The organism is Rhizobium sp. AC44/96, assembly GCF_001692185.1.
Classification (GTDB): Bacteria; Pseudomonadota; Alphaproteobacteria; order Rhizobiales; family Rhizobiaceae; genus Rhizobium.
In genome coordinates, this window is record NZ_LXKO01000003.1 from 1 (window position 1) to 25914 (window position 25914).

A 25914-nucleotide genomic window follows, 5' to 3' on the forward strand; every position below is an offset into this window, starting at 1 on the left:
ACGCTTTGCCGCGGCGCGGCACGACAGCCCTTCGCGCGTCACCGCGCAAACAACTCGCTCACGAAGATCATCTGAAAAAGGTCTCGCCATCCAGGCCGGACTCCTTCACCGGCCAGAATGGTGAATCTGATTTGCACCAGAAAGGGAATCCACTTCCCGACTCCGCCTAAAACAATCCCGCTCTATTGCTTTGCACCTTGTAATTGGTTCCAAATAGGTTCTATTGTTTGGCCCATGGATAGAACCAGTCTGATAGCGGAACTCAACAGCCGTGGCCTTCGTGGCGAGACCGTTGCCGGCCCGCTCTACAAGCGGCTCGCGCAGGCGCTGACGGGACTGATTCAGGAAGGGTTGTTGAAACCGGGCGCCGCGCTTCCAAGCGAACGCGATCTTTCCGAGGCGCTGGAGGTGGGTCGCGTCACGGTTCGCGCCGCCTACCGCGATCTTCTCAATGCCGGCACGCTCGACTCGAAACACGGCAGTGGCACATTCGTGTCCAACAAGGTCGAGCGAATGGAGCAGTCGCTTTGGCGGCTCAACTCCTTCTCCGCAGACATGCGCTCACGCGGGCGGGTGCCGGCCGCGAAGATCCTGTCGCGCGGCGTCAGCGCACCGTCGCCCGATGAAGCCTTTCTTCTTGGGCTGCAGCTCGATGAGCCTGTGCTTCGCCTCGACCGCTTGCGCTTTGCCGACGGGCTGCCACTTGCCATCGAGCGGTCGGTTGTCCCCGTCAAGTTTCTGAGTGAAGAGGCAGCCGGCGAAGGCTCGCTTTATGACGCACTGGCAGCCAAGGGCCATCGGCCGGTTCGCGCCGTCCAGCGGCTGAGCGCGGTAACGCTCGATCCGTCTTCGGCCACCGCCCTGGAGGTCAAGCCGGGCGCACCTGCACTTTTGATTGAACGCATCTCGCGTCTGGATGACCAGCGTGTCGTTGAATACACCCGCTCGCACTATCGTGGCGATGCGTATGATTTTGTCGCAGAACTGAGAATTGGAGACGACTATGAGTGAAGCCCAATCGCTGATGTTGCAGGAAGCAGGTCAGTCGCCGGAGGTGGTGGCAACGCTTCTGCAGAAGGAAAAGCCGGTTTTCGAAGAGATCGCCAAGCTGTTCTCGTCCTCGGCGCCGAGCGTCGTAACCACGGCTGCCCGCGGGTCATCGGACCATGCAGCGACGTTCTTCAAGTATCTGTTCGAGATCACCTGCGGCGTACCGGTCGCCTCCGTCGGCCCGTCGATCGCCTCGGTCTACGGCGCACCGCTGCACCTCAAGGGCGGCATCCATTTCACCGTTTCGCAATCCGGCGCCAGCCCTGACATCGTGGCACTGCAGGAAGCCGCCAAGCGCGGCGGCGCTACAACCATCGCTGTGGTCAACGTGACCGACAGCCCGCTCGCCCAGAAGGCCGACATCGTCGTCGGGCTCAATGCCGGCGCGGAAAGAAGCGTTGCCGCGACAAAATCCTTCATCGCATCCGTTGCAGCGCTGTCCGGTGTCACGGCTGCAATCGGCGCCAAGCGCGATCTCCACACGGCGCTGGACAAGCTTCCTGAAGCACTCGCTGGAACCAGCGGCATCGACACAAGCGCGGCCGAGGATGTCCTTTTCAACGCAACGTCGCTCTACACGGCTGGCCGCGGCCCGGCTTTCGCCATCGCGCTCGAAGCCGCGCTCAAGGCCAAGGAAACGGCCGGACTGCATGCGGAAGCCTTTTCGCTTGCCGAATTGATGCATGGCCCGATGCGCCTCGTGCAACCCGGCTTCCCGATCCTCGCCTTCACGCCGGATGATCCGGCCTACGACAACAACGTCCAGGCGCTGGAACGCCTGCAGAGGCTTGGCGCGACGACCGTTCCCTTCTCGACCAAGCCGCAGGCGGGCATCAATCTGCAGGTGCCGACCACCGGTAATGGGCTGCTCGATCCCCTTGTTTCCCTGTTGGTCTACTATCGCATGATCGAATCGGTAACCCGCCGCAAAGGCTTCGATCCTGACAAGCCCGCGAACCTGCTCAAGGTGACGGAGACGATCTGATGGCGCGCAAGATCTACGTCGGCGCTCGCATCTTTGACGGGGAGCGCTTCCACGACGACAAGGCGCTTCTTGTCGCCAATGGTCTCGTCGAGGCGATTTCTGCGAAAGCAGACCTGCCAGAGGGCGAGACCGTCCTGCTGGATGGCGGCATCCTTGCGCCCGGCTTCATCGATGCCCAAGTCAACGGCGGCGGCGGCCGGATGCTCAATGACGAACCGTCGACGGCATCGATGTACATCATCGCTGACGGCCACCGGCCCTACGGAACGACATCGCTTCTGCCAACCCTGATCACGGACACCAGCGATGCAACGGCTGCGGCCATCGAGGCTGCGAAGGAAGCCGCGAAGGCCAATCGCGGCGTTGCCGGGCTGCACCTCGAGGGACCGCACCTTGCGCCCGCGCGCAAGGGGGCCCATCTCGCCAAGCTGATGCGTCCCGTTGACGACAACGATGTCAAAGCCCTGGTCGCAGCCAGGCAATCGATCGGTACGCTGTTGGTGACGATGGCAGCCGAGCAAGTCACAGCACGGCAGGTACGCGAGCTCAGTGAAGCCGGCGTCACCATCAGCATTGGCCACTCCGACTGCTCCAGCGAGCAAGCCGAGGCTAGGTTCGATGCCGGTGCGCGCGGCGTTACGCATCTTTTCAATGCAATGAGCCAGATTGGTCACCGCGCTCCGGGTCTGGCAGGAGCTGCAATCGATCACCCGGCCGTCTGGTGCGGTATTATTGCGGATGGCCACCATGTCGATCCAAAGGCTTTGCGCGTCGCACTTCGTGCAAAGCGCGGCGAGGGCAAGCTCTTCTTCGTAACCGACGCCATGTCGCTGGTCGGATCGGAAAGCGACACCTTCATGCTCAACGGCCGCGTGGTGCGGCGCGAGAAGGGCGGCTTCTGCTCCAAGCTAGTGCTTGCCGACGGGACGCTCGCCGGTTCGGACGTGGATATGGCATCGACCATCCGATACGGCATCACCTATCTCGATCTGAGCCTGGCCGAGGCGTTGCGCATGGCAACACTCTATCCGGCAAGGTTCCTGCGACTGCAGGATCGCGGCCGCCTGTCACCTGGACTGCGCGCCGACTTGGTGCATCTCACGGACGGTATTCAGGTCACCAAGACCTGGATCAGCGGCAAGCCGAATTGACGGACGCGACCGATTGTCAACACCACGCTGACAGTCGGTTGCGAAACGCCAATCTATCGAACGACCCGCGACGGGCGCATATTCCATCCATGAACAGCGACGGCGAAACACACCTCGCCTGGCTATGGAAAGGGACTGCTCCCATGACACAGATCATCCTCAATTCGGCAGTGGCAATATTGACCACCACTGCATTCGTTACGACGGCAATCGCTGCCCTGCGCGGCGAAAACACCGCGCTTCAAAGGGTGCCGGTGAAGGCAAAAACGAGACGTCATCCACAGAGGACGTAACAACTCAATCTTTCCTCAAATCGGCCCAAATATCGACACCGACCTGAACGACGAATGCGGTCACCAGCACAGGGGAGGCAACAATGACGAGAATAATTGGCGCGGCGGCATTCCTGACGATCGCGCTCGCAGCTTACGCAGCCTCCCTGCATCCGTATGAGGTTCGCACGCCGTCCAGCGGCTACTCGCATCAGGCCGACAGCCGCGACGAAAATCACACGGCATCCATCCGGTAACCTGCTATTTTCAGGCCGATATCGCGCAGAGTCTAGTTTGCTATTGCGCTTGAGATGGTCGGGTGCCCGCCCCCTTTGCAGTCTTCGCGGGGTGAGAGGCCGAAAAGGCATTAGCTTCCTGGCGCAACCAGTCACAGAACAGAGTCGACTTCCTATTGCGCCGCGCGCGCCGCAAAGCGACATACTCGTGACCGCTTTCGATGAAGCCGAGCGGCGCCACCAATCTCCCGTTCCGGATGTCGTCGGTAACATAGGGCCATGGCGCAACACAGACGCCAAGCCCTGCACCCGCTGCTTCCAGCATGAAATAGAAATGCTCGTACTCCACGCGTGCACCGCCATCGACGGCAATGCCCGACCGAGCGAGCCAATCGTCCCAGGCACGCAGACGTGTTCGCGTATGAAGAAGCGGCATCCCGCCGAAGCGACTGGAGACGACATCTCCCAGCAGAGGAGAAAGGACCGGTCCGGTCTGCTCCGGGAATAGCCCGATCACCTCGGCCCCCTCTGGCCAAGGGGCTGCGCCAACGCGGATCGCAACATCGAACCCGTCTCGCGAAAAATCGACCGGCCGTGACGATGCAGTCAGACGGACATCAATATTCGGATACTCCGCCTGGAAACGATAGAGCCTCGGTATAAGCCAACGCATGGTGAAAGTGCCCGGGCAGGAGACATCAAGCGGCCCATCTTCGGTATCGGCCACGGCCCGCACCGACAGATCGATCTGGTCGAAAGCTGCCACCAGACCAGTGAGAAGCGTCCTTCCCGCATCTGTCAGTCGCAGCCTGTTCTTCGGCCCCTCGAACAGCGGGGCACCGAGCACGTCCTCCAGATGCTGGATCTGCCGGCTGACCGCACTATGGGTCACGTTCAGCTCCTCAGCTGCCAGCGTCATGCGCCCGTGTCGACCTGCGGCCTCGAAGGCTCGCAACGCGTTGAGTGAGGGAATTCGCCTGGCCATGTGAGTTTTCCGAACATTGTCTGTTCGATCATATCGGTTTTCTCTTTGCGCTGCATGATGTTTTCTACCGCCAACAGAGCAAAGCATCGGCGCCAGGCGCACAATCATTTTCGGAATCAATGCGATTTCGAGGGATGGCGGAGCTTTGCCGGATCGGTCAACCAGCAAGCAAAGGACTTCATATGAACATGAGGCACAAGGACGGAAGCGCCGGCGATGCGAACTACGGCGTCATCGGCTCCAACTACACAAACTATCGCCAGCCCGACCCGCATATCGCCGATTTCATCAGAAATGCACTGGGTGACGCCGACACCGTTCTAAACGTCGGTGCCGGCGCCGGATCCTATGAACCGATCGACCGGACCGTCACGGCGGTCGAACCCTCGGCGTCCATGCGCGCGCAAAGGCCGGCCCATCTTCCCATTGCAATCGATGCGACCGCGGAAAAGCTTCCATTCGCCGACAACAGTTTCGACGCCAGCATGGCAACATTCACCGTGCATCAGTGGTCGGATTTGGCAGCAGGGCTTGCCGAAATGCGCCGGGTCACGCGTGGGCCCGTCGTCATCTTGAGCTGCGATCCCGATGAGCTTTATCGCTGCTGGCTACAGATCTATGCGCCAGAGATGATCGCGGTCGAGGCGAGCCGCTATCCTTCGATGGCATCGATCGCCGACCTGCTGGGCGGCACGGTCGAAGTCAAAAAGGTGCCAATCCCGCTACAGTGCACCGATGGCTTTGGCGAAGGGTACTATGGCCGTCCCGAACGGCTCCTCGATCCAGGCGCTCGCCTGGCGAATTCCGCCTGGAGTTTTGTCGATGGGTCGATCGCCGAGCGTTTCGTCGCTGAGCTCAGCCGCGACCTGAACGACGGCACCTGGGACAAGCAACATGGGCACTTGCGCACCCAGCCCTTCTTCGAGGGCTCGCTGCGCCTCATTATTGCAAGCGCATAAGATACACCATCGCGAGAAGCAGCGAGAGCGTTTCTCAAACCGATGCTCCGGTTCCGAAAGCCCGGAGCCTAGACGAAAAGCTGCCCGCCGTTGGCGGTCAGCGTCGACCCGGTGATGAACCCTGCATCATCCGACGCGAGGAAAACCACGCACCGCGCAACCTCTTCAGGTTCACCGAGACGTCCCACGGGAATTTGCGGGATGATCCTTTCGTTGAGGACCTTTTCGGGAACGGCCAGAACCATCTCGGTGCCGATGTAGCCGGGGCAAATCGCGTTCACCGTGATGTTCTTCGCGGCCCCTTCCTGGGCAAGGGCCTTGGTAAATCCGAGGTCACCTGCCTTGGCGGCGGAGTAGTTCGCCTGTCCCATCTGGCCTTTCTGGCCATTGATCGACGATATGTTGACGATACGCCCGAAACTGCGCTCGCGCATACCGACCCATACCTGATGCGTCATGTTGAACAGGCCGGTCAGGTTCGTATTGACGACCTCGTGCCATTGCTGGGGAGTCATCTTGTGGAACATGGCATCCCGGGTGATGCCGGCATTGTTGACCAGCACCTCGACTGGCCCAAGCTCGGCTTCGATCTTGGCAATCCCCTCGCCGCAAGCGGCGTAGTCGGACACATCCCACTTGAAAACCGGGACGCCGGTGGCGTCATGGAAAGCCTTGGCTTTCTCGTCGTTGCCCGCGTAGTTGGCGGCAACTGTGTAACCGGCATTTTTCAAAGCCACGGAAATCGCCGCGCCAATGCCGCGGGTACCCCCAGTGACGACAGCCACTCTGCTCATGTTCCGCTCCCCTGTAAGACCGCGCTATGCTGCGCGGTTCCGATCACAATGCACTCACATGTTATTCAAAGTGCCTCGAAGCACATCGCAACGCCCATGCCGCCGCCGATGCAGAGGGTAGCCAACCCCTTCTTGGCGCCGCGGCGCTTCATTTCGAACAGAAGCGTATTGAGGACGCGTGCGCCCGACGCACCGATCGGATGTCCGATCGCGATTGCGCCGCCGTTGACATTGACGATGTCAGTGTTCCAACCAAGATCCTTGTTGACGGCGCAGGCCTGAGCAGCGAACGCCTCGTTCGCCTCGACCAGATCGAGATCGCCGACCGACCATCCTGCTTTCTCCAGAGCCTTCCGCGAGGCTGGAATCGGACCCGTGCCCATCACCTGCGGATCAACGCCCGCTGTCGCCCAGGAGACGATACGCGCGAGCGGCTGGATACCGCGCCGCGCTGCTTCCGCTTCGGTCATCAGCACGGCCGCTGCGGCGCCGTCATTGAGACCAGACGCATTGGCCGCGGTCACCGTGCCTTCCTTGTCGAAGGCGGGACGGAGCTTCGTCATGGCATCGAGCGTGGCACCATGGCGAATATACTCGTCGGCATTGACCGTGACGTCGCCCTTCCGACCCTGGATGATATAGGGAATGATCTCGTCGTTGAACCGGCCGGCCTTCTGCGCCGCCTCCGCCTTGTTCTGCGAAGCGACGGCAAACTGGTCCTGCTCTTCGCGCGACAGTTGCCATTGGCGGGCGATATTCTCCGCCGTGACGCCCATGTGGTAGCCGTAGAAAGCGTCCGTGAGCCCGTCCTTGATCATCGTGTCGATCATCTTCATATCGCCCATCTTGACGCCGCCGCGCAGATGCGCCGCATGTGGAGCCATCGACATGGATTCCTGTCCGCCCGCGACAATGATCTTTGCATCGCCGAGCGCGATCTGCTGCATGCCGAGCGCCACCGCGCGCAGGCCCGAGCCGCAGAGCTGATTGACGCCCCAGGCGGTAGCTTCCTTGGGAACACCGGCCTTCATGGCAGCCTGTCGAGCCGGATTTTGGCCCTCGCCCGCTGGCAGAACCTGACCGAGGATGACCTCGTCGACTTCCGACGCATCGACGTTCGCGCGTTCCAGTACACCTTTGACGACCGCTGCGCCCAGTTCATGAGCGGGAACGGTTGCAAATGCACCGTTGAATGAGCCAACCGCGGTACGGCCGGCGCTGGCGATGACGATGGAAGAATTGGACATGTCGGTCTCCTCTTTGCGCCTCACGCATATGAGTGAAACTGACAAAGCTTCGATGCCAAGTCAAACGACAATAATCTATCTGCTATTTTTGGAGTCGCTTACATTCCGCCAAATTATGCCTGTCGCAAAAGGGCTTGCCGCATCGCACAAAGAGATTGTCACCGGCCTTCTTTTGCGTCTACACTTCCAAGTGGAGGAGCTTCCATAACAAACAGACGGGCTTCGGGAGAGTAATATGGCGAAGACTGAGGGTCAGATCGTAATCAAGAAATATGCTAATCGCCGCCTATATAACACGGGCACCAGCACATACGTGACGCTGGAAGACCTGGCGGAGATGGTCAAGAAGGGGGAGGATTTTACGGTCCAGGACGCCAAGAGCGGCGATGACATCACGCACTCCGTATTGACGCAGATTATTTTCGAACAGGAATCCAAGACAGGAAACACGCTGCTGCCGATTTCATTTCTGCGCCAGCTGATCACCTATTACGGCGACCAGATGCAGATGGTCGTTCCGAGCTTTCTCGAACATTCGATGCGCGCGTTCACCGAACAGCAGACGCAGATGCGCGAGCAGGTGACCCGTGCCTTCGGCGAAACGCCGCTCAGCAAGAACCTGCAACTGCCGATACAGATGGTCGAGGACCAGGTTCGCCGAAACACTGAGATGTTCCAGCAGGCGATGCAGATGTTTTCGCCATTCATGACGCCGCCGGCCAAGGAAAGCCGCAAGGCCGAAGCAAAAGACATCGATGAACTGAAAGAGCAGCTGCGCGCGCTTCAAAGCAAGCTCGACAGCCTCTAAGTCAAACGCAACGATCGCCGGTTTCGCATGACTTCTGACATAAATCAGAAGGCATGCACCGAGCGGGTTTTCTAAAGCCCGATTGAAACGTCGCGCCCGGCACTGCGGATCGATACGGCAAAGCCGCCGATGACATTGATCAGCGCAATTGTCAGCAAGATGAAAAAGACCTGTGTCGCGGCATCCTGAACGAGTAGGAACTCGACCAGGAAAGCGATGAACACCAGCATCGACAGCATATGATTTGCCAGGTTGCCGCCGGCATTGCGGGTCGCCTTCAATATCTCGAAGAACAGCACGGCGAGCGCGATGACGATGAAAAGATCGCCGAGCGACATGCTCCACATCGCGCCTGAAATCATCGAAAGGACGATCACATCGTTCTGCAACGACGGAAGACCGCCACTGCCCATCAATCCAAACATCGCCAGATTATAGAGAATGAAAGGAATAATCATCAGCGGAACAGCTTTGAGCATACGGCATATTCTCCCTCGATGAAGAATAGTGCCGCAAACCGCCACATCACTTCAAGATAGCAAAGAATATATTGTCGCTGAAAAGCAAAAAGGCCGGCACTGGGCCGACCTCTTGAAGCCTGCTGAGGCAGAACGCATAAAATATTATGCGCTTTCCTTCGGCGTAAGAACCTGACGGCCGCGATACATACCGGTCTTCAGATCGATATGGTGCGGGCGGCGCAGTTCGCCGGAGTTCTTGTCTTCAACATAGGTCGGAGCCTTCAGCGCGTCAGCAGAGCGGCGCATACCGCGCTTGGACGGGCTCGTTTTTCTCTTCGGTACAGCCATTTCTCTTACTCCACTTCACGGGCGAACATATCCAACGGCCAGACTGGCGGCCGAAACGACGTATCGCGATTTCGGAAATTTTGCGCGCTTATACATGCCTTGAAGGGGCTTGACCAGTCCCCACAGTTATTTTTTGAGAATCGGGCGATTCCGCGGTCAAACCTCATCCTCCGGCACGATCCACGGTTCTGCGCCCGCGGCATCTTCCCACGCTTTCCAGGCAGGATGCGCCTTGACAGCGGAGATGTAGCTCAGCGTATCGCCGGCAGTCACCAGCTCGTACGTGTCGAAGCGGTTGACGACCGGCGCGAACATCGCATCGGCAGCGGAGAAGGAGCCGAACAGAAACGGTCCGCCGGAATGCGCCCGCAGGTCTCGCCAAATCGTCTCGATCCGGGCGACATCGCCCATGACGCCATCGGCAAGGGCTATCTTGCCCTTTGGGCGCCGGATGTTCATCGGGCAAGCGTTGCGAAGAGCGCCGAAACCGGCCAGCATCTCCATGGAGACTGCTCTTGCGACGGCGCGCTTGTCCCGTTCCTTCGGCCAGAGTCCTGCCTCGGGAAAGAGCTCGGCGACATATTCGATGATCGCCAACGACTGCCAGACACGAAGGCTTCCATGATGCAGGACCGGCACCTGGCCGGTAGGCGAAAACTGCCTGAAATGCGCGTTGCCCGCCGCGAAATCAAAAGGAACCACAATCTCCTGAAACGGAATGCCCGCCGCCGTCATGGCGATCCATGGGCGCAGGGACCACGAGGAGTAATTCTTGTTGCCGATATAGAGCGTGAGCTTGTCCAACGACCCTCTCCGTTTTGCTGGCGGCAAGCGTGATCCCAATGGGAAGCCAGCGGCCGCATTCTACCACATGTACGCCGGATCCGGCTTACCGGACGCCCAGGCGCTATCGGCAGAACGAATGCCCGATCCCGCCACTCACCGCCAACGACATGTTTTGATGTCAATCATAAATGCATCTGATGTATTCGCCGGAATTGCGTGCCCGTCTTTCGATCACGGCAGCCAGCCTGCGGAGCCCCCTGCCCGGCTTGCCGGCATTGCGATCGATCGGGTTAGGCAGAGAAACCGCCAGCAGCGCCGCCTGTCGGCTTGTGAGCTTCGAGGCCGGCACCTTGAAATGATAGCGCGCCGCAGCTTCGATCCCGTAGATGCCGGGACCCCATTCGGCGATGTTCAGGTAGATTTCCATCAGCCGGCGTTTCGACCAGACGAAGTCGGAAGCAACAGCCAGCGGCAATTCCATGGCCTTGCGCACGAAGGAACGGCTGTTCCACAAGAACAGGTTCTTTGCGGTCTGCATGGGGATCGTGCTGCCGCCGCGCGTGGACTTGCCTCCGAGCGTATCCGTGAGAAGCATCCGCATCTCGCCCCAGTCAACGCCACCATGAAAACAGTACTGTCCGTCTTCCGACATCATCACGGACTGCACCAGGACAGGAGAAATCTTGTCGATGGATACCCACTGCCTGTCGTATCCACGCAGGAGCAGGAGATCACGCAGCATCAGCGTCGAGACCGGATGAATAAAGGGGATGACATAGAGGAAGATCAGCACATACGGCAGAATGAGAAGTGCAAGAATCGCCAGAATGACGCGCATCATGATCGGGCGATCCGTCAGCCAAAGCATCACGTGCCTATGAAAGGGCACAGCCATGCTTTCCTCTCTCTCAGGTGTTACGTCCAATTCCCCGACCCAGTTTGTTCCCTCCTTCTCCATATCGCCTGCGAACGGGCATGACCAGCGACAAAGGGAATCTTGGCCGCTCCATCGACAATTCCGTTGCAAGCCAAAGGTCGCTCATGCCAAAGAGCGCCCCATGGACGCACATTTCAAAACATTCGAAGATCGTCTGGCCGGAGGCGCTCGTGAAATCGAGGCCCTTCTCGATGCATTGCTCTCGACAGACGTAGTGGATGACGAAATCGCACGCCCGGAACGGCTGCGCGCAGCGATGCACTACGCCGCTCTGAACGGCGGCAAGCGCCTGCGACCGTTCCTTGTCGTCGAAACGGCTGCAATGCTCAACGGCAACCGTCAGGCCGCCCTGAGAGTTGGCGCGGCTCTCGAATGCGTACATTGCTATTCGCTGGTCCACGACGACCTGCCGGCCATGGATGACGACAAGCTGCGCCGCGGCAAGCCGACGACCCACATCGCCTTTGATGAGGCAACGGCAATTCTTGCCGGGGATAGTCTGCTGACCTATGCCTTCGATATCATTGCATCCGCCGAAACCGCGCTGCCCGAGGTGAGCAAGATCGCCCTCATCCTAGCGCTGGCACGGGCGGCTGGTATCGGCGGAATGGCAGGCGGACAGGCCTTGGACCTCGCTGCGGAGAAGCAGACCCCTGACGAACAAGGCATCGTCACACTGCAGGCGATGAAAACCGGAGCCCTGATCCGCTTTGCTTGCGAAGCCGGAGCGATTGTAGCCGGCGCGTCTGCCGAGGATCGGACGAGGTTGCGTCACTTCGGCGAGAGGATCGGCCTGGCCTTCCAGCTCGCCGACGACATGCTCGACCTGACCGCCGACGCGGCCACAATGGGCAAGGCAACGGGCAAGGACGCCGCTCGCGGCAAGGGAACGCTGGTCGGTCTTCATGGCATGAGCTGGGCCGAGAAAGCGCTCGCGGAGCACGTGCACCAGGCTGAAACCCTCTTGGCCCCGTTTGGTGAACGAGCCACCGTGCTTAAGGATGCTGCGCGGTTCATTGCCGAGCGCAGCAGCTAAAAAGCGTCACCGCGACAATATTCAAGCAGCAAGCGGACAAACCCGAGCATAAGCTGAATTTCGACGTCGTGCGTTCATCTTTGCCGACGGAAGAAGAGACGACAATGCACGACACCCTCAGCTACCTGCCGCAGATCGTTCCCGCCTACATCGCCTATCTGATCGCCGTCATCAGCCCGGGCCCCGCGATCATGGCAATCGTATCGACATCGATGACGCATGGCCGAAGGGCGGGCATGACCATCTCGGTGGGTATCTTCGCCGGCTCATTTACCTGGGCATGCGCAGCCGCTCTCGGCCTGGCAACGATCCTGCAGACCTACGCGATCGCATTGGAGATCCTCAAGGTCTTCGGCGGCATCTATCTGCTTTATCTTGCCTACAAGACCTTCAAGGCTGTGCGGTCCAACGGCGACCTGCCTCAGGCCATCGAACAGAAGACGACCCTGTCGACGCGCGCACTGCTGCTGCGTGGCTACGGCATTCACGTGACCAATCCGAAAGCGATATTCGCGTGGCTGGCGATCATCGCGCTCGGCATGCCGCAGGGCGCTCCGCCATCCGTCGCCGCGCTGATTATCGGCGTCTGTATGGCAACGGGCTTCACAGTCTTCATGGGCTATGCGCTGCTGTTTTCGACGCCGCACGCCCTCAAGGTTTACAGGAGCATTCGCCGCTGGATAGAAGGCGCCATGGCCGCCTTCTATTGCTTTGCGGGCCTGAAGCTCCTGACAAGCCGCATCTGAGGTCGAGGGCGGCGCGGATTACTCCGCCGCCGTCCTGTTCCGGCCAAACCGCTTTTCGATGTAATCGGCAACCAGCGCTTCAAAATCGCCGGCGATATTGGGGCCGCGCAGCGTCATCGCCTTCTGGCCATCGATGTACACGGGAGCCGCCGGGCTCTCGCCCGTACCGGGCAGCGAAATGCCGATATCGGCATGCTTGCTCTCGCCGGGGCCGTTTACGATGCAGCCCATGACCGCAACGTTGAGCGCTTCGACGCCTGGATACTTGTCGCGCCAGACCGGCATGTTCTTGCGCAGGTCGTTCTGGATATTCTGCGCCAATTCCTGGAAGACCGTGGAGGTCGTGCGGCCGCAGCCGGGACAAGCAGCCACGACGGGAATGAATTGGCGGAAGCCCATGACCTGCAGGATTTCCTGTGCCACCTGCACTTCGCGCGTGCGGTCGCCATTTGGCTCCGGTGTCAGCGACACACGGATCGTGTCACCAATGCCGTGCTGCAGGACATATCCCATGGCAGCAGACGAGGCGACGATGCCCTTGGTTCCCATGCCCGCCTCGGTCAGGCCGAGATGCAGGGCGTGGTCCGAACGTTCGGACAGCATGGAATAGACGGCGATGAGGTCCTGTACCTGGCTGACCTTGGCCGAGAGAATAATGCGATTGCGCGGCAGGCCGATCTCTTCCGCCAGCATAGCCGAAATCAGGGCCGACTGGACAATCGCTTCGCGCGTGACCTGACGCGCGGACAATGGTGAGCCGGCTGCCGAATTCTGATCCATCAGCGCGGTAAGCAACTCCTGATCGAGCGAACCCCAGTTCACTCCGATGCGCACCGGCTTGTCGTAGCGGATTGCCATCTCGATGATGTCGCCGAACTGCTTGTCCTTCTTGTCCTTGAAACCGACATTCCCCGGATTGATACGATACTTCGCCAGCGCTTCGGCGCAATCAGGATGATCGGCAAGCAACTTGTGGCCGATATAGTGGAAGTCGCCGACCAACGGCACATCCATGCCGAGGCGCAACAGCCGATCACGAATCCTCGGCACCGCAGCCGCACTTTCATCGCGATCGACCGTGATACGGACGAGTTCCGACCCGGCCTTGAACAGCGCAGCCACCTGGGCGACCGTCGCGTCGATATCAGCCGTGTCGGTGTTGGTCATGGACTGGACGACGACCGGCGCACCACCACCCACGATGACACCGCCGACATCGACGGCCACGGACGCGCGGCGCGGTTTGGGATCAAAATCGGTGGCAGAAGACATGAAGAGCTCTTGAACGCTTATTTCGTGCCTTTCAGGTGGATCATGCCTGCCCGCTTGTCAACCGCCCAGCCCTTCACTTTGTTTGGCAGCGGCGCTAGTGGCCGCCACCGGAAATGCCATCTGCATAGCGCGCCAGATTGGAGAGCAGCAGCACGATGATCAGAAGCATCGGCAGCACCATGAACACCACGCTGAAGCCAATGTGCTCAGCGACAAAGCCGATAGCCGACGGTGCCACCAGCATGCCGGAATAGCCCATTGTGGTAACGACGGAGAGACCTATACCCGCCTTCAGGTGCGGAATGTTGCCCGCAGCGGAGAACGCGATCGGCACCATGTTCGAAATGCCGATACCGCACAGCGCAAAGCCGATGATGGCAATTTCCGCATTTGGCGCGAAGGCTGCAAGCAGCATGCCGGATATCGCAAACAAGGTGCAGATCCGCAATGTCTTGACCCCGCCCAACCGATCGCGAACGAGATCGCCGCCGAAACGCATCGTTGCCATGGTCAGCGAGAACGCCGCGAAGCCGAAGCCGGAGAGAGCAACGGATGCACCGAGCTCCTGGCGCAGGTAAAGCGCACCCCAATCCAGCACCGCGCCTTCGGGAATCATGGAAAACAATGCCATGAGACCGAGAAGCCATGGCAACGGCACCATCGGCAGCCGCGTCTTTTCCTTTTTCGTGTCGGGATGAGGCTGGTCGACAAGAATGATGCGCCACGCGATGCCGATGACGATCGCGGCAAGTAGGGTGGCGAACTGCGCATGCACGAGGACACCGGCCTTGGCAATCAGCAAGCCACCGAGGCCCGCGCCGATCAGTCCGCCCAGACTCCAGAAGGCATGGCATGAGGACATGATCGCTCGCCGCATGGATTGCTCGACGGCAACGGCGTTCGCGTTCATCGCCACGTCCATCGCGCCCATGAAGCCACCGAAGAGGAAGATCGAGATCACCGCCGTTGGGATGTTTGGCGACAGCGTCAGCGTCAGGAGGCTCGGCAACAGGCCGAGCGCCGCGACCTGAACAACACGTCGCGACCCGAAGCGAGCGATCTGCGTCCCTGCAATCGGCATAAGCGTCAGAGATCCGACACCGAAGACCAGAATCATCAAGCCCAGCTGAAACTTGCTCAGTTGCAGCCGCTCTGCGAATTCAGGAATTTTCGGCGCCCAGCAACCGACCATGAAGCCGTTCATCAGAAAGAGCAGCGACACAGCCACCCTGTTCTTGGTTAGGAAGCCGCTCTTGGCGACCGGTGTTGTCTTCACATGATTATCCATGTCTCTTCCCAATATGCCTTGGCGCTGCACTCCCACATGCGCCGGATTGAATGATGTTTATGCCGCCGGGTCGGCGACGATCGTCTTGCAGCCAAGATCACGATACTGCGCCAGCATGGCCCCATCGGTATCGCGCTCGACCACGAGGCATTGGCATTGCGACGCCGCAACCACACCATGAGGCGCAGTCGTGCCGAATTTGTCGGACGTTGCGGCAACAAGAACGTGTCTGCTACGCGATGCGGCGAAGCGCTTGAACTCGGCATCCTCGAATCCGAAGACGGTCACGCCGGCGGCGAGATCAATGCCGCAAGCACCGAGAATGCAAAGATCCGGCGACAGGGACTCCATATCGCGCATTGCTTTCGCGCCGATCGCACCGCCAACCTGCCAATCAATAAGACCGCCGATCAGGATCACTTGGACGGCCGCCTTCTCGATCAGCGCTGCCGCAATTGCCGGTGCATTCGTTACGGCTGTCAGTGTCATATCGATGGGCAACGCGGTCGCAATGGCAAGGTTCGTGCTCCCCGCATCGAAAAACACCGTCGATCCAGGCACGATTTGCGATACGGCGGCGGCGGCCAGGGACTGCTTGCGATCCCGCGCGATGCCGGCTCGATGATTGAGACTGCCGCCCGCGGGCGAGATCGGAAGAGCACCGCCATAGACACGCTCGCACAGACCCGCGGCTGCCATTTCGCGCAGATCGCGACGAACGGTATCTTCAGAAACGCCGAACTCCGCCGCAAGCTCGGCCGCCAAGACCCGACCGTGGGTTTGCAGCTTGCGCGAGATCGCGCTTTGCCGCTCCTGCAGAAGAAGTTCGTTCATGTTCATGCCGGTTTTCGTCACATCAAGGGTAAATCGGTAAAAACACGCATAAACCGATACGAACACGCAAACAAGTGGGCGCGATCATCGCTTACTTCACAATGTGAAACACGGCACGCCAGATTCGTGATAAATGAGAAAAATATTCGCAACTGCCGATTTTTTCTGCAGTTTTCTACGCATCCCGGCATGCGCTTTTCTGCGATTTTCCACCCATCGACACACCTGGTGAATTGGATAGAAAAATGAACCTCCTGAAGACCCTCGCCACCGCCGCATTGATCCAGGCCGCAGTCCTGATGCCGGCGCTCGCTGGCGAAAACCTCTCCGCCATCAAGTCCGCAGGCGTTCTGAAGATCGGCACCGAAGGGACCTATGCGCCATTCACCTATCATGACGACAGCGGCAAGCTGGTCGGCTTCGACGTCGAGATTGGTGAAGCCGTTGCCGCCAAACTCGGGGTCAAGGCCGAATTCGTGGAAGGCAAGTGGGATGGCCTGATCGCCGGCATCGACGCAAAACGCTACGATACCGTGATCAATCAGGTCGGCATCACCGACGCGCGAAAGCAGAAGTACGACTTCTCCGAGCCCTACATCGCATCGAAGGCTGTGCTCATCGTTCGCGAAGGCGACGACAGCATCAAGACCTTCGCCGACCTCAAGGGCAAGAAGTCGGCGCAGTCGCTGACCAGCAACTTCGGCAAGCTGGCGGAAAAGTCCGGCGCTGAACTTGTCGGTACGGATGGCTTTGATCAGTCGATCCAGCTGGTGCTGACGAAGCGCGCCGATGCCACCATCAACGACAGCCTCTCCTTCCTCGACTTCAAGAAGCACAAGCCGGACGCGCCGGTAAAGATCGTTGCCCAGGAAGAAAACGCTGATTACTCCGGCATTATCATCCGCAAGGGCGAGCCGGAACTTCTCGAGGCGATCAACAAGGCGCTGACCGAGATCAAGGCTGACGGTACCTACAAGAAGATCTCCGACAAGTACTTCGGCCAGGACGTCTCGAAGTAACGCGTCATTGGCGGAGTTTCCCGCCGCCTCTACATCCTCTATATGTGCCTTTGAAAGCGTTCAGCGAAATCTCGCTGGACGCCTCTTTCTTTGAGGAACGCGCCCGTGCCGCACTGGCTTCAATTGATGGCGGATTCGCTTGTGCCCCTTCTGTGGGCCGGGTTGATCTTCACCATTCCGCTGACATTGCTGTCATTCACCTTCGGTCTCATTCTGGGCCTGATCACAGCCATATCGCGCCTGTTCGGTGCGGCGCCCATCGTGGCAATCGCGCGTTTTTACGTCTGGGTCATTCGCGGCACGCCGCTTCTGGTCCAGCTCTTCGTCATTTTCTACGGCTTGCCCAGCATCGGCATCCTGCTTGATGCTTTCCCCGCCGCCCTCATCGGCTTTACGCTCAACATCGGCGCCTACAGCTCCGAGATCATACGTGCCGTCATCTCCTCGGTGCCCAAGGGTCAGTGGGAAGCCGCCTATTCGATCGGCATGAGCTGGCGCCAGGCGATGAGCCGCACCATCCTGCCTCAGGCGGGGCGCGTCGCTGTGCCGCCGCTGTCTAATACCTTCATTTCGCTGGTCAAGGACACGTCGCTTGCCGCCGCGATCACCGTGCCGGAGCTGTTTCAGGCCGCGCAGCGGATCGTCGCGACAACCTACGAGCCTCTCATTCTCTATATCGAGGCTGCTCTGATCTATCTGGCTCTGAGCTCGGTCCTATCGGCCCTGCAGGTGCGGCTGGAGCGCCGCTTCGCCCGCTATGGCGGCATGTTGGAGGCCAACGCATGATCGAGCTATCCCACATCGAAAAGCGTTTCGGCGACGCCGTCATCCTGAAGGATATCAGCATCCGTATTCCGGAAGGCAGCGTCACCGCCCTCGTCGGTCCATCGGGTGGCGGCAAGAGCACGCTGTTGCGTTGCATCAACCTGCTTGAAATCCCGACCGCCGGCACGATCCAGCTTGGCGAAGAAAGGCTGACCTTCAAGCCGGGTCAAAAGACGAGCTGGCAGGCAATCCAGAAGATCCGCCGACAGACCGGGATGGTGTTTCAGAACTTTCAGCTGTTTCCGCACCAGACCGCCATTGAGAACGTCATGGAGAGCCTCGTTACGGTGCTGAAGTGGCCGAAGCAGAAGGCTCACGACCGCGCGATGGAACTGCTGACCAAGGTCGGCATGGCTCACAAGGCTGATGCCTGGCCGTCAACGCTTTCCGGAGGGCAGCAACAGCGCGTGGCAATCGCCCGCGCCCTTGCTCCATCACCGCGCGTGCTGCTTTGCGACGAGCCGACATCGGCGCTCGATCCTGAACTCTCCGCCGAAGTCGTGGATGTGCTTGGCCGTCTGGCCGGCGAGGGAACGACCATGGTGATGGCAACCCACGACCTGAGACTCGCCTCGAAGATCGCCAATGATGTCGTCTTCCTCGAGGCAGGAAGTGTGGTCGAGACCGGCAGCGCTAGGAGCATCTTTACCGCGCCGGAGCGCGAGCGGACCAAGCGCTTCATCTCGACGATCAACGCCGCCCACACCTACGACATATAAGGGTGGGCGGCGGTAGTCTTCGGTTTACGCCGAACGCGCGGCCTTCAGGGCACTGCCCCACCAGATCAATTGATCGAGCTGGTTCTTTGCGGCTTCGACGAGGTGGGCATAGTCGTTGAGGGCCTTGCCATCCTTGAGGATGGAAAGATATTCCGGGAACGAGATATGAATGCCGGTCTTCACCGACACAGCGCTCATTTCCACGAAGATCAGCCGCAACTGCTCGACCGCGCGGGCGCCGCCAACACCGCCGTAACCGACGAAGGCAACCGGCTTGTGGATGAACTCGCCCAGATCGATCGCGTTCTTGAGAACGGCGGTCGGAGCATGATTGTACTCGGCAGCGGTGAAGACATAGCCGTCGAACTCGCGCAGCTTCTTCTTCCAGCGTTCGGCTGTTTCGTTTTCAGCTTCGGTGGCGCTTGCCTCACCGAGAAAAGACATCGGGTAGTCCAGCAGATCGAGGACTTCGACCTCAAGCTCAGGACGGCTCGCAGCAATCTCGGCAATCCACTTTGCGGGATGATCGGCGAAACGACCGATGCGCGTGCTTCCAACGATAACGGCAATCTTTAGCTTACTCATATCCACTCTTTCTCCAATTAAAGACACAAACGGAAAAAGGGCGGCCTCTCAGCCGCCCCTCCAATATCAAATGATCAATCAGCCTGCGTAGGTGACGAGCAGATCCTTGGCGTCGATCTGGTCGCCGGCCTTGACGAGAACTTCGGCAATCGTGCCGTCCTTCTCGGCGTGGATCGCCGTTTCCATCTTCATGGCTTCGATCGACACCAACACGTCGCCGGCGCTGACCGTCTGGCCGGCCGAGACGAAGGCGCGGGAGATGACGCCAGGCATCGGCGCGCCGACATGGGCGGCATTGCCCGGCTCCGCCTTGCGGCGGGCGGCGGCGCCGGTTGCACCATGGGCGCGATCCGGAACCTTGATGCGGCGCGGCTGGCCGTTGAGCTCGAAGAACACCGTGACCATCCCCTGGCTGTCGGTGCCGCTCATCGCCTGGTTGACGATGACGAGCGTCTTGCCCTTCTCGATATCGGCAAACAGCTCCTCGCCGTCGCCAAGACCGTAGAAATAGGCAGGCGTCGGCAGAACCGAGACCGGGCCATAGGTGTCGGATGCCAGCGCGAAGTCGGTGAAGACCTTCGGATACATCAGGTAGGAGGCAAACTCGAAGTCGTTGACCTCGCGCTCCAGCTTGGTTTCGATCGTCTTGCGCTCCGCATCGAGATCGGCGTCTTCGAGCAGCGAGCCCGGACGCACCGTATAGGGGGCGTCGCCCTTCAGCGCCTTCTTCTGCAGCGCTGCCGGCCAGCCAGACGGCGGCTGACCGAGATCGCCCTTCAGCATCGAGACGACGGATTCGGGGAAGGACACGTCCTTGGCCGGATTAACAACATCCTCAACCGTCAGATCCTGGGAGACCATCATCAGCGCCATGTCGCCGACCACCTTGGAGGACGGCGTCACCTTGACGATATCGCCGAACATCTGGTTGGCGTCGGCATAGGCCTGTGCCACCTGGTGCCAGCGGGTCTCGAGGCCGAGCGAGCGGGCCTGTTCCTTGAGATTGGTGAACTGGCCACCCGGCATTTCGTGCAGGTAGACTTCCGAGGCCGGTCCCTTGAGATCGCTTTCGAAGGCCGCGTACTGGTGGCGCACCGCTTCCCAGTAAAAGGAGATGCGGCGGATCCATTCCGGATCGAGACCCGGATCGCGCTCGGAACCACGCAGCGCTTCCACGATCGAGCCGAGGCACGGCTGGGACGTATTGCCCGACAGCGCATCCATGGCCGCATCGACGGCATCGACGCCGGCGTCGACGGCTGCGAGAACGGTCGCGGCCGCAATGCCCGAGGTGTCATGCGTGTGGAAGTGGATCGGCAGGCTGGTCGCCTCGCGCAGCGCCTTGAACAGCACCTTGGCGGCGGCCGGCTTCAACAGGCCCGCCATGTCCTTCAGCGCGATGATATGCGCGCCGGCCTTTTCGAGCTGGACAGCGAGATCCGTATAGTACTTCAGGTCATACTTCGGGCGCGCCGAGTTCAGGATGTCACCGGTATAGCAGATCGCCGCTTCGCAGAGCTTGTTTTCTTCGGCGACCGCATCCATCGACACGCGCATGTTCTCGACCCAGTTCAGGCAGTCGAAGACGCGGAAGAGATCGATACCGCCGGCCGCTGCCTGGCGAACGAAGTATTTGACGACATTGTCAGGATAGTTCTTGTAGCCGACGCCGTTGGCGCCGCGCAGCAGCATCTGGAGAAGCAGGTTGGGCGCTGCCTCGCGGACCTGCGACAGGCGCTCCCACGGATCTTCCGTCAGGAAGCGCATGGAAACGTCGAAGGTGGCGCCGCCCCAGCATTCCAGCGAAAGCAGGTTCGGCAGCGCATGCGCATAGGTGCCGGCGATGCGGGCGATGTCGTAGGTGCGCATGCGGGTCGCCAGCAGCGACTGATGGCCGTCGCGCATCGTCGTGTCGGTCATCAGCACGCGCTTTTCGTTGCGCATCCATTCGCCGAACTTCTTCGGGCCCAGCGTGTCGAGCAGCTGCTTGGTGCCGTCCTTGATCGTCGTGCCGTTGGTGTAGGGCACGACGGGCTCGGCGGCATCCGCCGTCGGGCGCGGTCTGTCCTTGGCCTCTGGGTGGCCGTTGACGGTGACGTCGGCCAGATAAGTCAGGAGCTTCGTCGCGCGGTCCTGACGCTTGACCTGCTGGAAGAGTTCCGGCGTCGTGTCGATGAAGCGGGTGGTGTAGCTGTTATCCTTGAACTTCGGATGCGTGATGATCGCTTCCAGGAAGGTCAGGTTGGTGGCGACGCCGCGGATGCGGAATTCGCGCAGTGCGCGGTCCATGCGCGAAATCGCTTCCGAAGGGCTCGGCGCCCAGGCCGTGACCTTGACCAAGAGCGGATCGTAGTAGCGCGTGATGATCGCGCCCGAATAGGACGTGCCACCATCGAGACGAATGCCGAAGCCGGACGCCGAACGATAGGCGGTGATGCGACCGTAATCCGGGATGAAGTTGTGCTCCGGATCCTCGGTGGTGATGCGGCACTGCAAGGCATGGCCGTTGAGCTTGATATCGGCCTGTGCGGGAACGCCCGATTCCGGGGTGCCGATCGCGAAGCCGTCGAGGATATGGATCTGCGCCTTGACGATATCGATGCCGGTGACGACTTCTGTGACCGTGTGCTCGACCTGGATGCGCGGATTGACTTCGATGAAGTAGAATTTTCCGGTATCGGCGTCCATCAGATATTCGACGGTGCCGGCGCCGACATAGCCAGTGGCCGCCGCGATCTTCAGCGAATAGGCGGCCAACTCCTGGCGCTGCGCTTCACTGAGATAGGGAGCTGGCGCGCGCTCGACGACCTTCTGGTTGCGGCGCTGGATCGAGCAGTCGCGCTCGAAGAGATGCACGACATTGCCGTGGGTGTCGCCGAGAATCTGGCTTTCGACGTGCCGGGCGCGCTCGACGAGCTTTTCGAGATAAACCTCGTCCTTGCCGAAGGCGGCCATCGCCTCGCGCTTGGCTTCGGTGACTTCGCGGGCGAGATCCTTCGGATCGCGAATGGCGCGCATGCCGCGGCCGCCGCCGCCCCAGGAGGCCTTGAGCATGACGGGATAGCCGATCTCGTCGGCCATGCGGGCAACTTCCGCCATATCGTCGGGCAGCGGATCGGTGGCCGGAACGACAGGAACGCCGACCGAGATGGCGAGATTGCGGGCCGCCACCTTGTTGCCGAGCTGGCGCATCGTATCGGCCTTCGGGCCGATGAAGATGATGCCGGCCTTGTCGCAGGCGTCGACGAATTCGGGGCTCTCGGACAACAGGCCGTAACCGGGATGGATGGCATCGGCGCCGGAAAGCTTGGCGACACGGATGACCTCATCGATCGACAGATAGCTTTCGATCGGTCCCAGATCGCGGGCAAGATGCGGGCCGCGGCCGACCTGATAGCTTTCGTCTGCCTTGAAGCGGTGCAGCGCCAGCTTGTCCTCTTCCGCCCATATTGCGACCGTTTTTATTCCGAGCTCGTTGGCTGCGCGGAACACGCGGATGGCAATCTCGGAACGGTTGGCGACAAGTATCTTGGAAATGGGCAATGCAGTCTCCTCACGGCATCGAAACGGGCAATGCTGCACCCGCGAAGAGAAGTCTTAGCGCGCTGTCACGGAAAGTTCAATTTCCTCGACGGCCCTCAAATCGAATTTCTCCGGAACTACATGATGAGTCCATGGCGGAAGGCAACCGCGACTGCGTGTTGCCTGTTCTTGGCTTTAAGCTTGTCTTGCAAGCCGTTCATGTACCAATCGACCGTATGATTGGAAATCTGGAGACGCTTGCCGATCTCGACAGAGGTCAGCCCCTCTGCAAGATATTGCAATATTTCCATTTCCCGGCGCGTCATGCGCGTATCGACCCCGAGAGGGCTTTCAAACAGGGACGACTCTCCGCGAAGATCGAGAAGGCGCCAGAACAGCTTACGCGCAACCGCGTCCAACAGAGATATTTCGACCGGCGACAAGTCTACGGAACGACCGCCGACGCTCATTTTGCCAATAATGCCGCTACGTCCATGGATGGGAAAAGTGTAGCCGTCCTTGAGGCCATGCGAATGAGCGTCCGCCACCATCTGATCCATTCGGCGATAATGAGGGTCTTTTCGGAAAGCGGCCAAACTCTCCCTCCAGCGAAACGGTCTTTGTGCATGCGCGAGATAGCGCACGGCTGGATCGATGAGCACGTACTTCTTCGAGATGTAGACCTGTGGCCACTTCTCCGGCCAATGGCCGACAAGCATCATGCTAGCGAGGTCGTCGGTCTGCTTGGTGTATCGAAGAAGGCCATAATACTGGAAACCATAGGAAGTGACGACGTGGGAAAACTCGCTCAGCACGGTCTCCGGCTTGCGACATTCCTCCAGAACAACAAGTAATTGAATTAACGAATGAATATTCAAAATATGCCCCTGTCAGACTGGGCGTTGTCACTCAGATCGCCGCATTGAAATCCGCCGGCACCTCAACGGTCGCCGATGCAACTGAAAACGTACTTAGGTAATATATTTTATGGTGTGCCAGTCTGAACCTGCAACGCAAGTGATAATTGCGATTATTTCGCCTTTCGCTGAAAAATTTTGGGTGCTTCCTCCTGAAATCGCGGGCGAGTGGCCTCGATTTTCGCCCTTCGAGCGATCCCTGAACGGCCGTTAATCGCCGGTTCAGATAGCTTTTAGTAGCATTGCATCATCTACTATTTCGCAGATGCACAAGAGGTATCGCCGTGTCGTTATTCAAGGTCTATGCAAGAGCGTTGCGCTATCTGGGCGCCTACAAGCTCCGCGTATCCCTGGTCGTTATCGCGAACATCGTTCTAGCCGCGATCACCATCGCCGAGCCCGTACTGTTCGGTCGCATCATCGATGCGATCTCGGGCAAGGGTGATGTGAAGCCTATCCTCTTCATGTGGGCTGCCTTCGCCGTCTTCAATACGATTGCATTCGTTCTGGTCGCTCGTGAGGCGGACCGGCTGGCTCACGGCCGCCGCGCCACATTGCTGACCGAAGCCTTCGGCCGCATCATCTCCATGCCGCTGTCGTGGCATCACCAGCGCGGCACATCCAACGCGCTGCATACGCTGCTGCGCGCCTGTGAAACGCTGTTCGGCCTGTGGCTCGAGTTCATGCGCAATCACCTGGCAACTGCCGTTGCCATCATGATCCTGATCCCCACCGCGATCTCGATGGACCTGCGCCTGTCCGGCGTGCTCGTCGTTCTCGGCATTGCCTACTGGCTGATCGGTCGCCTCGTCATGAGCCGCACCAAGGATGGCCAGGCGTCGGTCGAGAACCACTATCATACGGTTTTCTCGCATGTCAGCGACTCCATCAGCAACGTCTCCGTCCTGCACAGCTACAACCGTATCGAAGCAGAAACCAAGGCGCTGAAGTCCTTTGCCGACCGCCTTCTGCAGGCTCAGTATCCGGTGCTCGACTGGTGGGCCCTGGCGGGTGCGATGAACCGCATGGCATCGACGATCGCCATGATGGTCATCCTCGTCATCGGCACGCTCATGGTCCAGTCCGGCGAGCTGCGCATCGGCGACGTCATTGCCTTCATCGGCTTTGCCAACCTTTTGATCTCGCGTCTCGACCAGATGCGCCAGTTCGCTTCGCAGATCTTCGAAGCACGCTCCAAGCTCGAGGACTTCTACGCTCTCGAAGACTCGGTTCGTGAACGTGAAGAGCCGGCCGGCAATGCCGACATCACCGACGTGAAGGGTGAAGTCGAGTTCCGCAACGTGTCGTTCCGCTTCGGCAACACGGCACAGGGCCTGCACAACGTGTCCTTTACCGCCAAGGCTGGCCAGACGGTTGCGATCGTCGGCCCGACCGGCTCGGGCAAGACCACGATGATCAATCTGCTGCAGCGCGTCTACGACCCCGACAGTGGCCAGATCCTCGTCGACGGCCACGATACGACGAAGATCACCCGCAAGTCGCTGCGCCGCTATATCGCGACCGTCTTCCAGGACGCCGGCCTGCTCAACCGTTCGATCAGCGACAATATTCGCCTCGGCCGGGAGAATGCCTCGGATGAAGACATGCGCCGTGCAGCTGAAGCTGCCGCCGCGGCAGACTTCATCGAGACCCGCGAAGACCAGTACGACACCCATGTCGGCGAGCGCGGCAACAAGCTCTCCGGCGGTGAGCGCCAGCGCGTGGCCATCGCCCGTGCCATCCTCAAGGATGCGCCGATCCTGGTACTGGACGAAGCGACCAGCGCGCTCGACGTCGAGACCGAAAACCGCGTGAAGGCTGCGATCGACAATCTGCGTCAGAACCGCACCACCTTCATCATCGCTCACCGTCTGTCGACGGTTCGCGAGGCGGACAAGGTTCTCTTCCTCGACAACGGCCGCGTCGTCGAAGAAGGCAGCTTCGACGAGCTCAGCCAGAGCAACGGCCGCTTCGCCGCCTTGCTGCGCGCCAGCGGTATCCTGACGGACGAAGAAGTCCGCAAGGCACATACGACAGAAGCCGCCTGAGAAATCGCAAGACGAAACAATAAAGCCGGATGGTCCTGCCATCCGGCTTTTTCTATGCAAACAGCACGCGGGAGGTGTCGCCTT

The 25914-nt window shown here is 59.9% G+C and carries 25 protein-coding genes; 12 read left to right on the forward strand and 13 right to left on the reverse strand.

Annotated elements, in window-relative coordinates:
* The first annotated feature begins 234 nt into the window (after positions 1 to 234).
* The 4 genes from A6U87_RS06770 (at position 235) to A6U87_RS30090 (ending at position 3715) form a co-directional block, all read left to right on the forward strand.
* A complete protein-coding gene (locus tag A6U87_RS06770; RefSeq protein ID WP_065690498.1) occupies positions 235 to 1011 on the forward strand; it encodes a GntR family transcriptional regulator in 777 nt (258 codons plus the stop codon).
* Complete coding sequence (locus A6U87_RS06775) at positions 1004 to 2035, forward strand: SIS domain-containing protein (RefSeq protein WP_065690499.1); 1032 nt, start codon at positions 1004 to 1006, stop codon at positions 2033 to 2035. Before A6U87_RS06770 ends, A6U87_RS06775 begins: the two co-directional genes overlap by 8 nt.
* Positions 2035 to 3186: an N-acetylglucosamine-6-phosphate deacetylase gene (gene nagA, locus A6U87_RS06780; protein ID WP_065690500.1), complete on the forward strand. Its 1152-nt coding sequence runs from the start codon at positions 2035 to 2037 to the stop codon at positions 3184 to 3186. Before A6U87_RS06775 ends, nagA begins: the two co-directional genes overlap by 1 nt.
* A gap of 376 nt (positions 3187 to 3562) precedes the next feature.
* Positions 3563 to 3715, forward strand: a complete 153-nt coding sequence (locus tag A6U87_RS30090) for a hypothetical protein (protein WP_198928679.1) — start codon at positions 3563 to 3565, stop codon at positions 3713 to 3715.
* 40 nt (positions 3716 to 3755) lie between these two features.
* Here A6U87_RS30090 and A6U87_RS06785 read toward each other — a convergent pair whose 3' ends face one another.
* Entirely contained in the window at positions 3756 to 4679 is a 924-nt protein-coding gene (locus A6U87_RS06785) for a LysR family transcriptional regulator (RefSeq protein WP_065690501.1), read from the reverse strand.
* Positions 4680 to 4861: 182 nt separating this feature from the next.
* Between A6U87_RS06785 and A6U87_RS06790 the strand changes: the two genes are divergently transcribed.
* Complete coding sequence (locus A6U87_RS06790; protein WP_065690502.1) at positions 4862 to 5638, forward strand: class I SAM-dependent methyltransferase; 777 nt, start codon at positions 4862 to 4864, stop codon at positions 5636 to 5638.
* A 68-nt stretch (positions 5639 to 5706) separates the two neighbouring features.
* Here A6U87_RS06790 and A6U87_RS06795 read toward each other — a convergent pair whose 3' ends face one another.
* Positions 5707 to 6432 carry a beta-ketoacyl-ACP reductase gene (locus A6U87_RS06795; RefSeq protein WP_065690503.1) on the reverse strand — a complete coding sequence of 242 codons (726 nt, stop codon included), beginning with the start codon at positions 6430 to 6432 and terminating at the stop codon, positions 5707 to 5709.
* A gap of 65 nt (positions 6433 to 6497) precedes the next feature.
* Positions 6498 to 7679 (reverse strand): acetyl-CoA C-acetyltransferase, encoded by a 1182-nt coding sequence (locus A6U87_RS06800; protein ID WP_065690504.1) that lies wholly within the window; start codon positions 7677 to 7679, stop codon positions 6498 to 6500.
* 235 nt (positions 7680 to 7914) lie between these two features.
* On the opposite strand from A6U87_RS06800, the gene phaR reads away from it, so the two are divergent.
* Positions 7915 to 8487, forward strand: a complete 573-nt coding sequence (gene phaR / locus A6U87_RS06810; RefSeq protein WP_065690506.1) for a polyhydroxyalkanoate synthesis repressor PhaR — start codon at positions 7915 to 7917, stop codon at positions 8485 to 8487.
* Between the two features lie 71 nt (positions 8488 to 8558).
* On the opposite strand, the gene A6U87_RS06815 is transcribed toward phaR, so the two are convergent.
* The 4 genes from A6U87_RS06815 to mtgA form a co-directional block, all read right to left on the reverse strand.
* Positions 8559 to 8966, reverse strand: a complete 408-nt coding sequence (locus A6U87_RS06815; RefSeq protein WP_065690507.1) for a hypothetical protein — start codon at positions 8964 to 8966, stop codon at positions 8559 to 8561.
* A gap of 144 nt (positions 8967 to 9110) precedes the next feature.
* Positions 9111 to 9296, reverse strand: a complete 186-nt coding sequence (gene rpmF / locus A6U87_RS06820) for a 50S ribosomal protein L32 (protein ID WP_003543812.1) — start codon at positions 9294 to 9296, stop codon at positions 9111 to 9113.
* Positions 9297 to 9452: 156 nt separating this feature from the next.
* Positions 9453 to 10100, reverse strand: a complete 648-nt coding sequence (locus tag A6U87_RS06825) for a glutathione S-transferase family protein (protein WP_065690508.1) — start codon at positions 10098 to 10100, stop codon at positions 9453 to 9455.
* A gap of 160 nt (positions 10101 to 10260) precedes the next feature.
* Positions 10261 to 11007 carry a monofunctional biosynthetic peptidoglycan transglycosylase gene (gene mtgA, locus A6U87_RS06830; RefSeq protein ID WP_198928680.1) on the reverse strand — a complete coding sequence of 249 codons (747 nt, stop codon included), beginning with the start codon at positions 11005 to 11007 and terminating at the stop codon, positions 10261 to 10263.
* Positions 11008 to 11140: 133 nt separating this feature from the next.
* Here mtgA and A6U87_RS06835 point away from each other — a divergent pair, with 133 nt between their 5' ends.
* Together A6U87_RS06835 and A6U87_RS06840 are read left to right on the forward strand one after the other, a co-directional pair.
* Positions 11141 to 12055: a polyprenyl synthetase family protein gene (locus A6U87_RS06835; protein ID WP_065690510.1), complete on the forward strand. Its 915-nt coding sequence runs from the start codon at positions 11141 to 11143 to the stop codon at positions 12053 to 12055.
* Between the two features lie 104 nt (positions 12056 to 12159).
* Complete coding sequence (locus A6U87_RS06840; RefSeq protein ID WP_065690511.1) at positions 12160 to 12801, forward strand: LysE family translocator; 642 nt, start codon at positions 12160 to 12162, stop codon at positions 12799 to 12801.
* 18 nt (positions 12802 to 12819) lie between these two features.
* On the opposite strand, the gene ispG is transcribed toward A6U87_RS06840, so the two are convergent.
* The 3 genes from ispG to A6U87_RS06855 form a co-directional block, all read right to left on the reverse strand.
* Positions 12820 to 14073 carry a flavodoxin-dependent (E)-4-hydroxy-3-methylbut-2-enyl-diphosphate synthase gene (ispG, locus tag A6U87_RS06845; protein ID WP_065690512.1) on the reverse strand — a complete coding sequence of 418 codons (1254 nt, stop codon included), beginning with the start codon at positions 14071 to 14073 and terminating at the stop codon, positions 12820 to 12822.
* 94 nt (positions 14074 to 14167) lie between these two features.
* On the reverse strand, positions 14168 to 15361 hold the full coding sequence (locus A6U87_RS06850) for an MFS transporter (RefSeq protein WP_065690513.1): 1194 nt from the start codon (positions 15359 to 15361) through the stop codon (positions 14168 to 14170).
* Positions 15362 to 15418: 57 nt separating this feature from the next.
* On the reverse strand, positions 15419 to 16201 hold the full coding sequence (locus A6U87_RS06855; RefSeq protein WP_083199312.1) for a DeoR/GlpR family DNA-binding transcription regulator: 783 nt from the start codon (positions 16199 to 16201) through the stop codon (positions 15419 to 15421).
* Positions 16202 to 16440: 239 nt separating this feature from the next.
* On the opposite strand from A6U87_RS06855, the gene A6U87_RS06860 reads away from it, so the two are divergent.
* From A6U87_RS06860 to A6U87_RS06870, 3 genes are all read left to right on the forward strand, one after another.
* Positions 16441 to 17214 (forward strand): amino acid ABC transporter substrate-binding protein, encoded by a 774-nt coding sequence (locus tag A6U87_RS06860; protein WP_065690515.1) that lies wholly within the window; start codon positions 16441 to 16443, stop codon positions 17212 to 17214.
* Between the two features lie 105 nt (positions 17215 to 17319).
* Positions 17320 to 18000, forward strand: coding sequence for an amino acid ABC transporter permease (locus A6U87_RS06865; RefSeq protein ID WP_065690516.1), 681 nt, complete (start codon positions 17320 to 17322; stop codon positions 17998 to 18000).
* Positions 17997 to 18758 (forward strand): amino acid ABC transporter ATP-binding protein, encoded by a 762-nt coding sequence (locus A6U87_RS06870; protein WP_065690517.1) that lies wholly within the window; start codon positions 17997 to 17999, stop codon positions 18756 to 18758. The genes A6U87_RS06865 and A6U87_RS06870 overlap by 4 nt, the downstream gene beginning before the upstream one ends.
* A 24-nt stretch (positions 18759 to 18782) precedes the next feature.
* Here A6U87_RS06870 and A6U87_RS06875 read toward each other — a convergent pair whose 3' ends face one another.
* The 3 genes from A6U87_RS06875 to A6U87_RS06885 all read right to left on the reverse strand — a co-directional run bounded on the left by A6U87_RS06875 (position 18783) and on the right by A6U87_RS06885 (position 23743).
* Complete coding sequence (locus A6U87_RS06875) at positions 18783 to 19343, reverse strand: NADPH-dependent FMN reductase (RefSeq protein ID WP_065690518.1); 561 nt, start codon at positions 19341 to 19343, stop codon at positions 18783 to 18785.
* 78 nt (positions 19344 to 19421) lie between these two features.
* Positions 19422 to 22886, reverse strand: coding sequence for a pyruvate carboxylase (gene pyc, locus A6U87_RS06880; RefSeq protein WP_065690519.1), 3465 nt, complete (start codon positions 22884 to 22886; stop codon positions 19422 to 19424).
* 116 nt (positions 22887 to 23002) lie between these two features.
* On the reverse strand, positions 23003 to 23743 hold the full coding sequence (locus A6U87_RS06885; protein WP_065690520.1) for a LuxR family transcriptional regulator: 741 nt from the start codon (positions 23741 to 23743) through the stop codon (positions 23003 to 23005).
* Between the two features lie 323 nt (positions 23744 to 24066).
* Between A6U87_RS06885 and A6U87_RS06890 the strand changes: the two genes are divergently transcribed.
* Positions 24067 to 25830, forward strand: a complete 1764-nt coding sequence (locus A6U87_RS06890; RefSeq protein WP_065690521.1) for a glucan ABC transporter ATP-binding protein/ permease — start codon at positions 24067 to 24069, stop codon at positions 25828 to 25830.
* Positions 25831 to 25914: the final 84 nt, after the last annotated feature.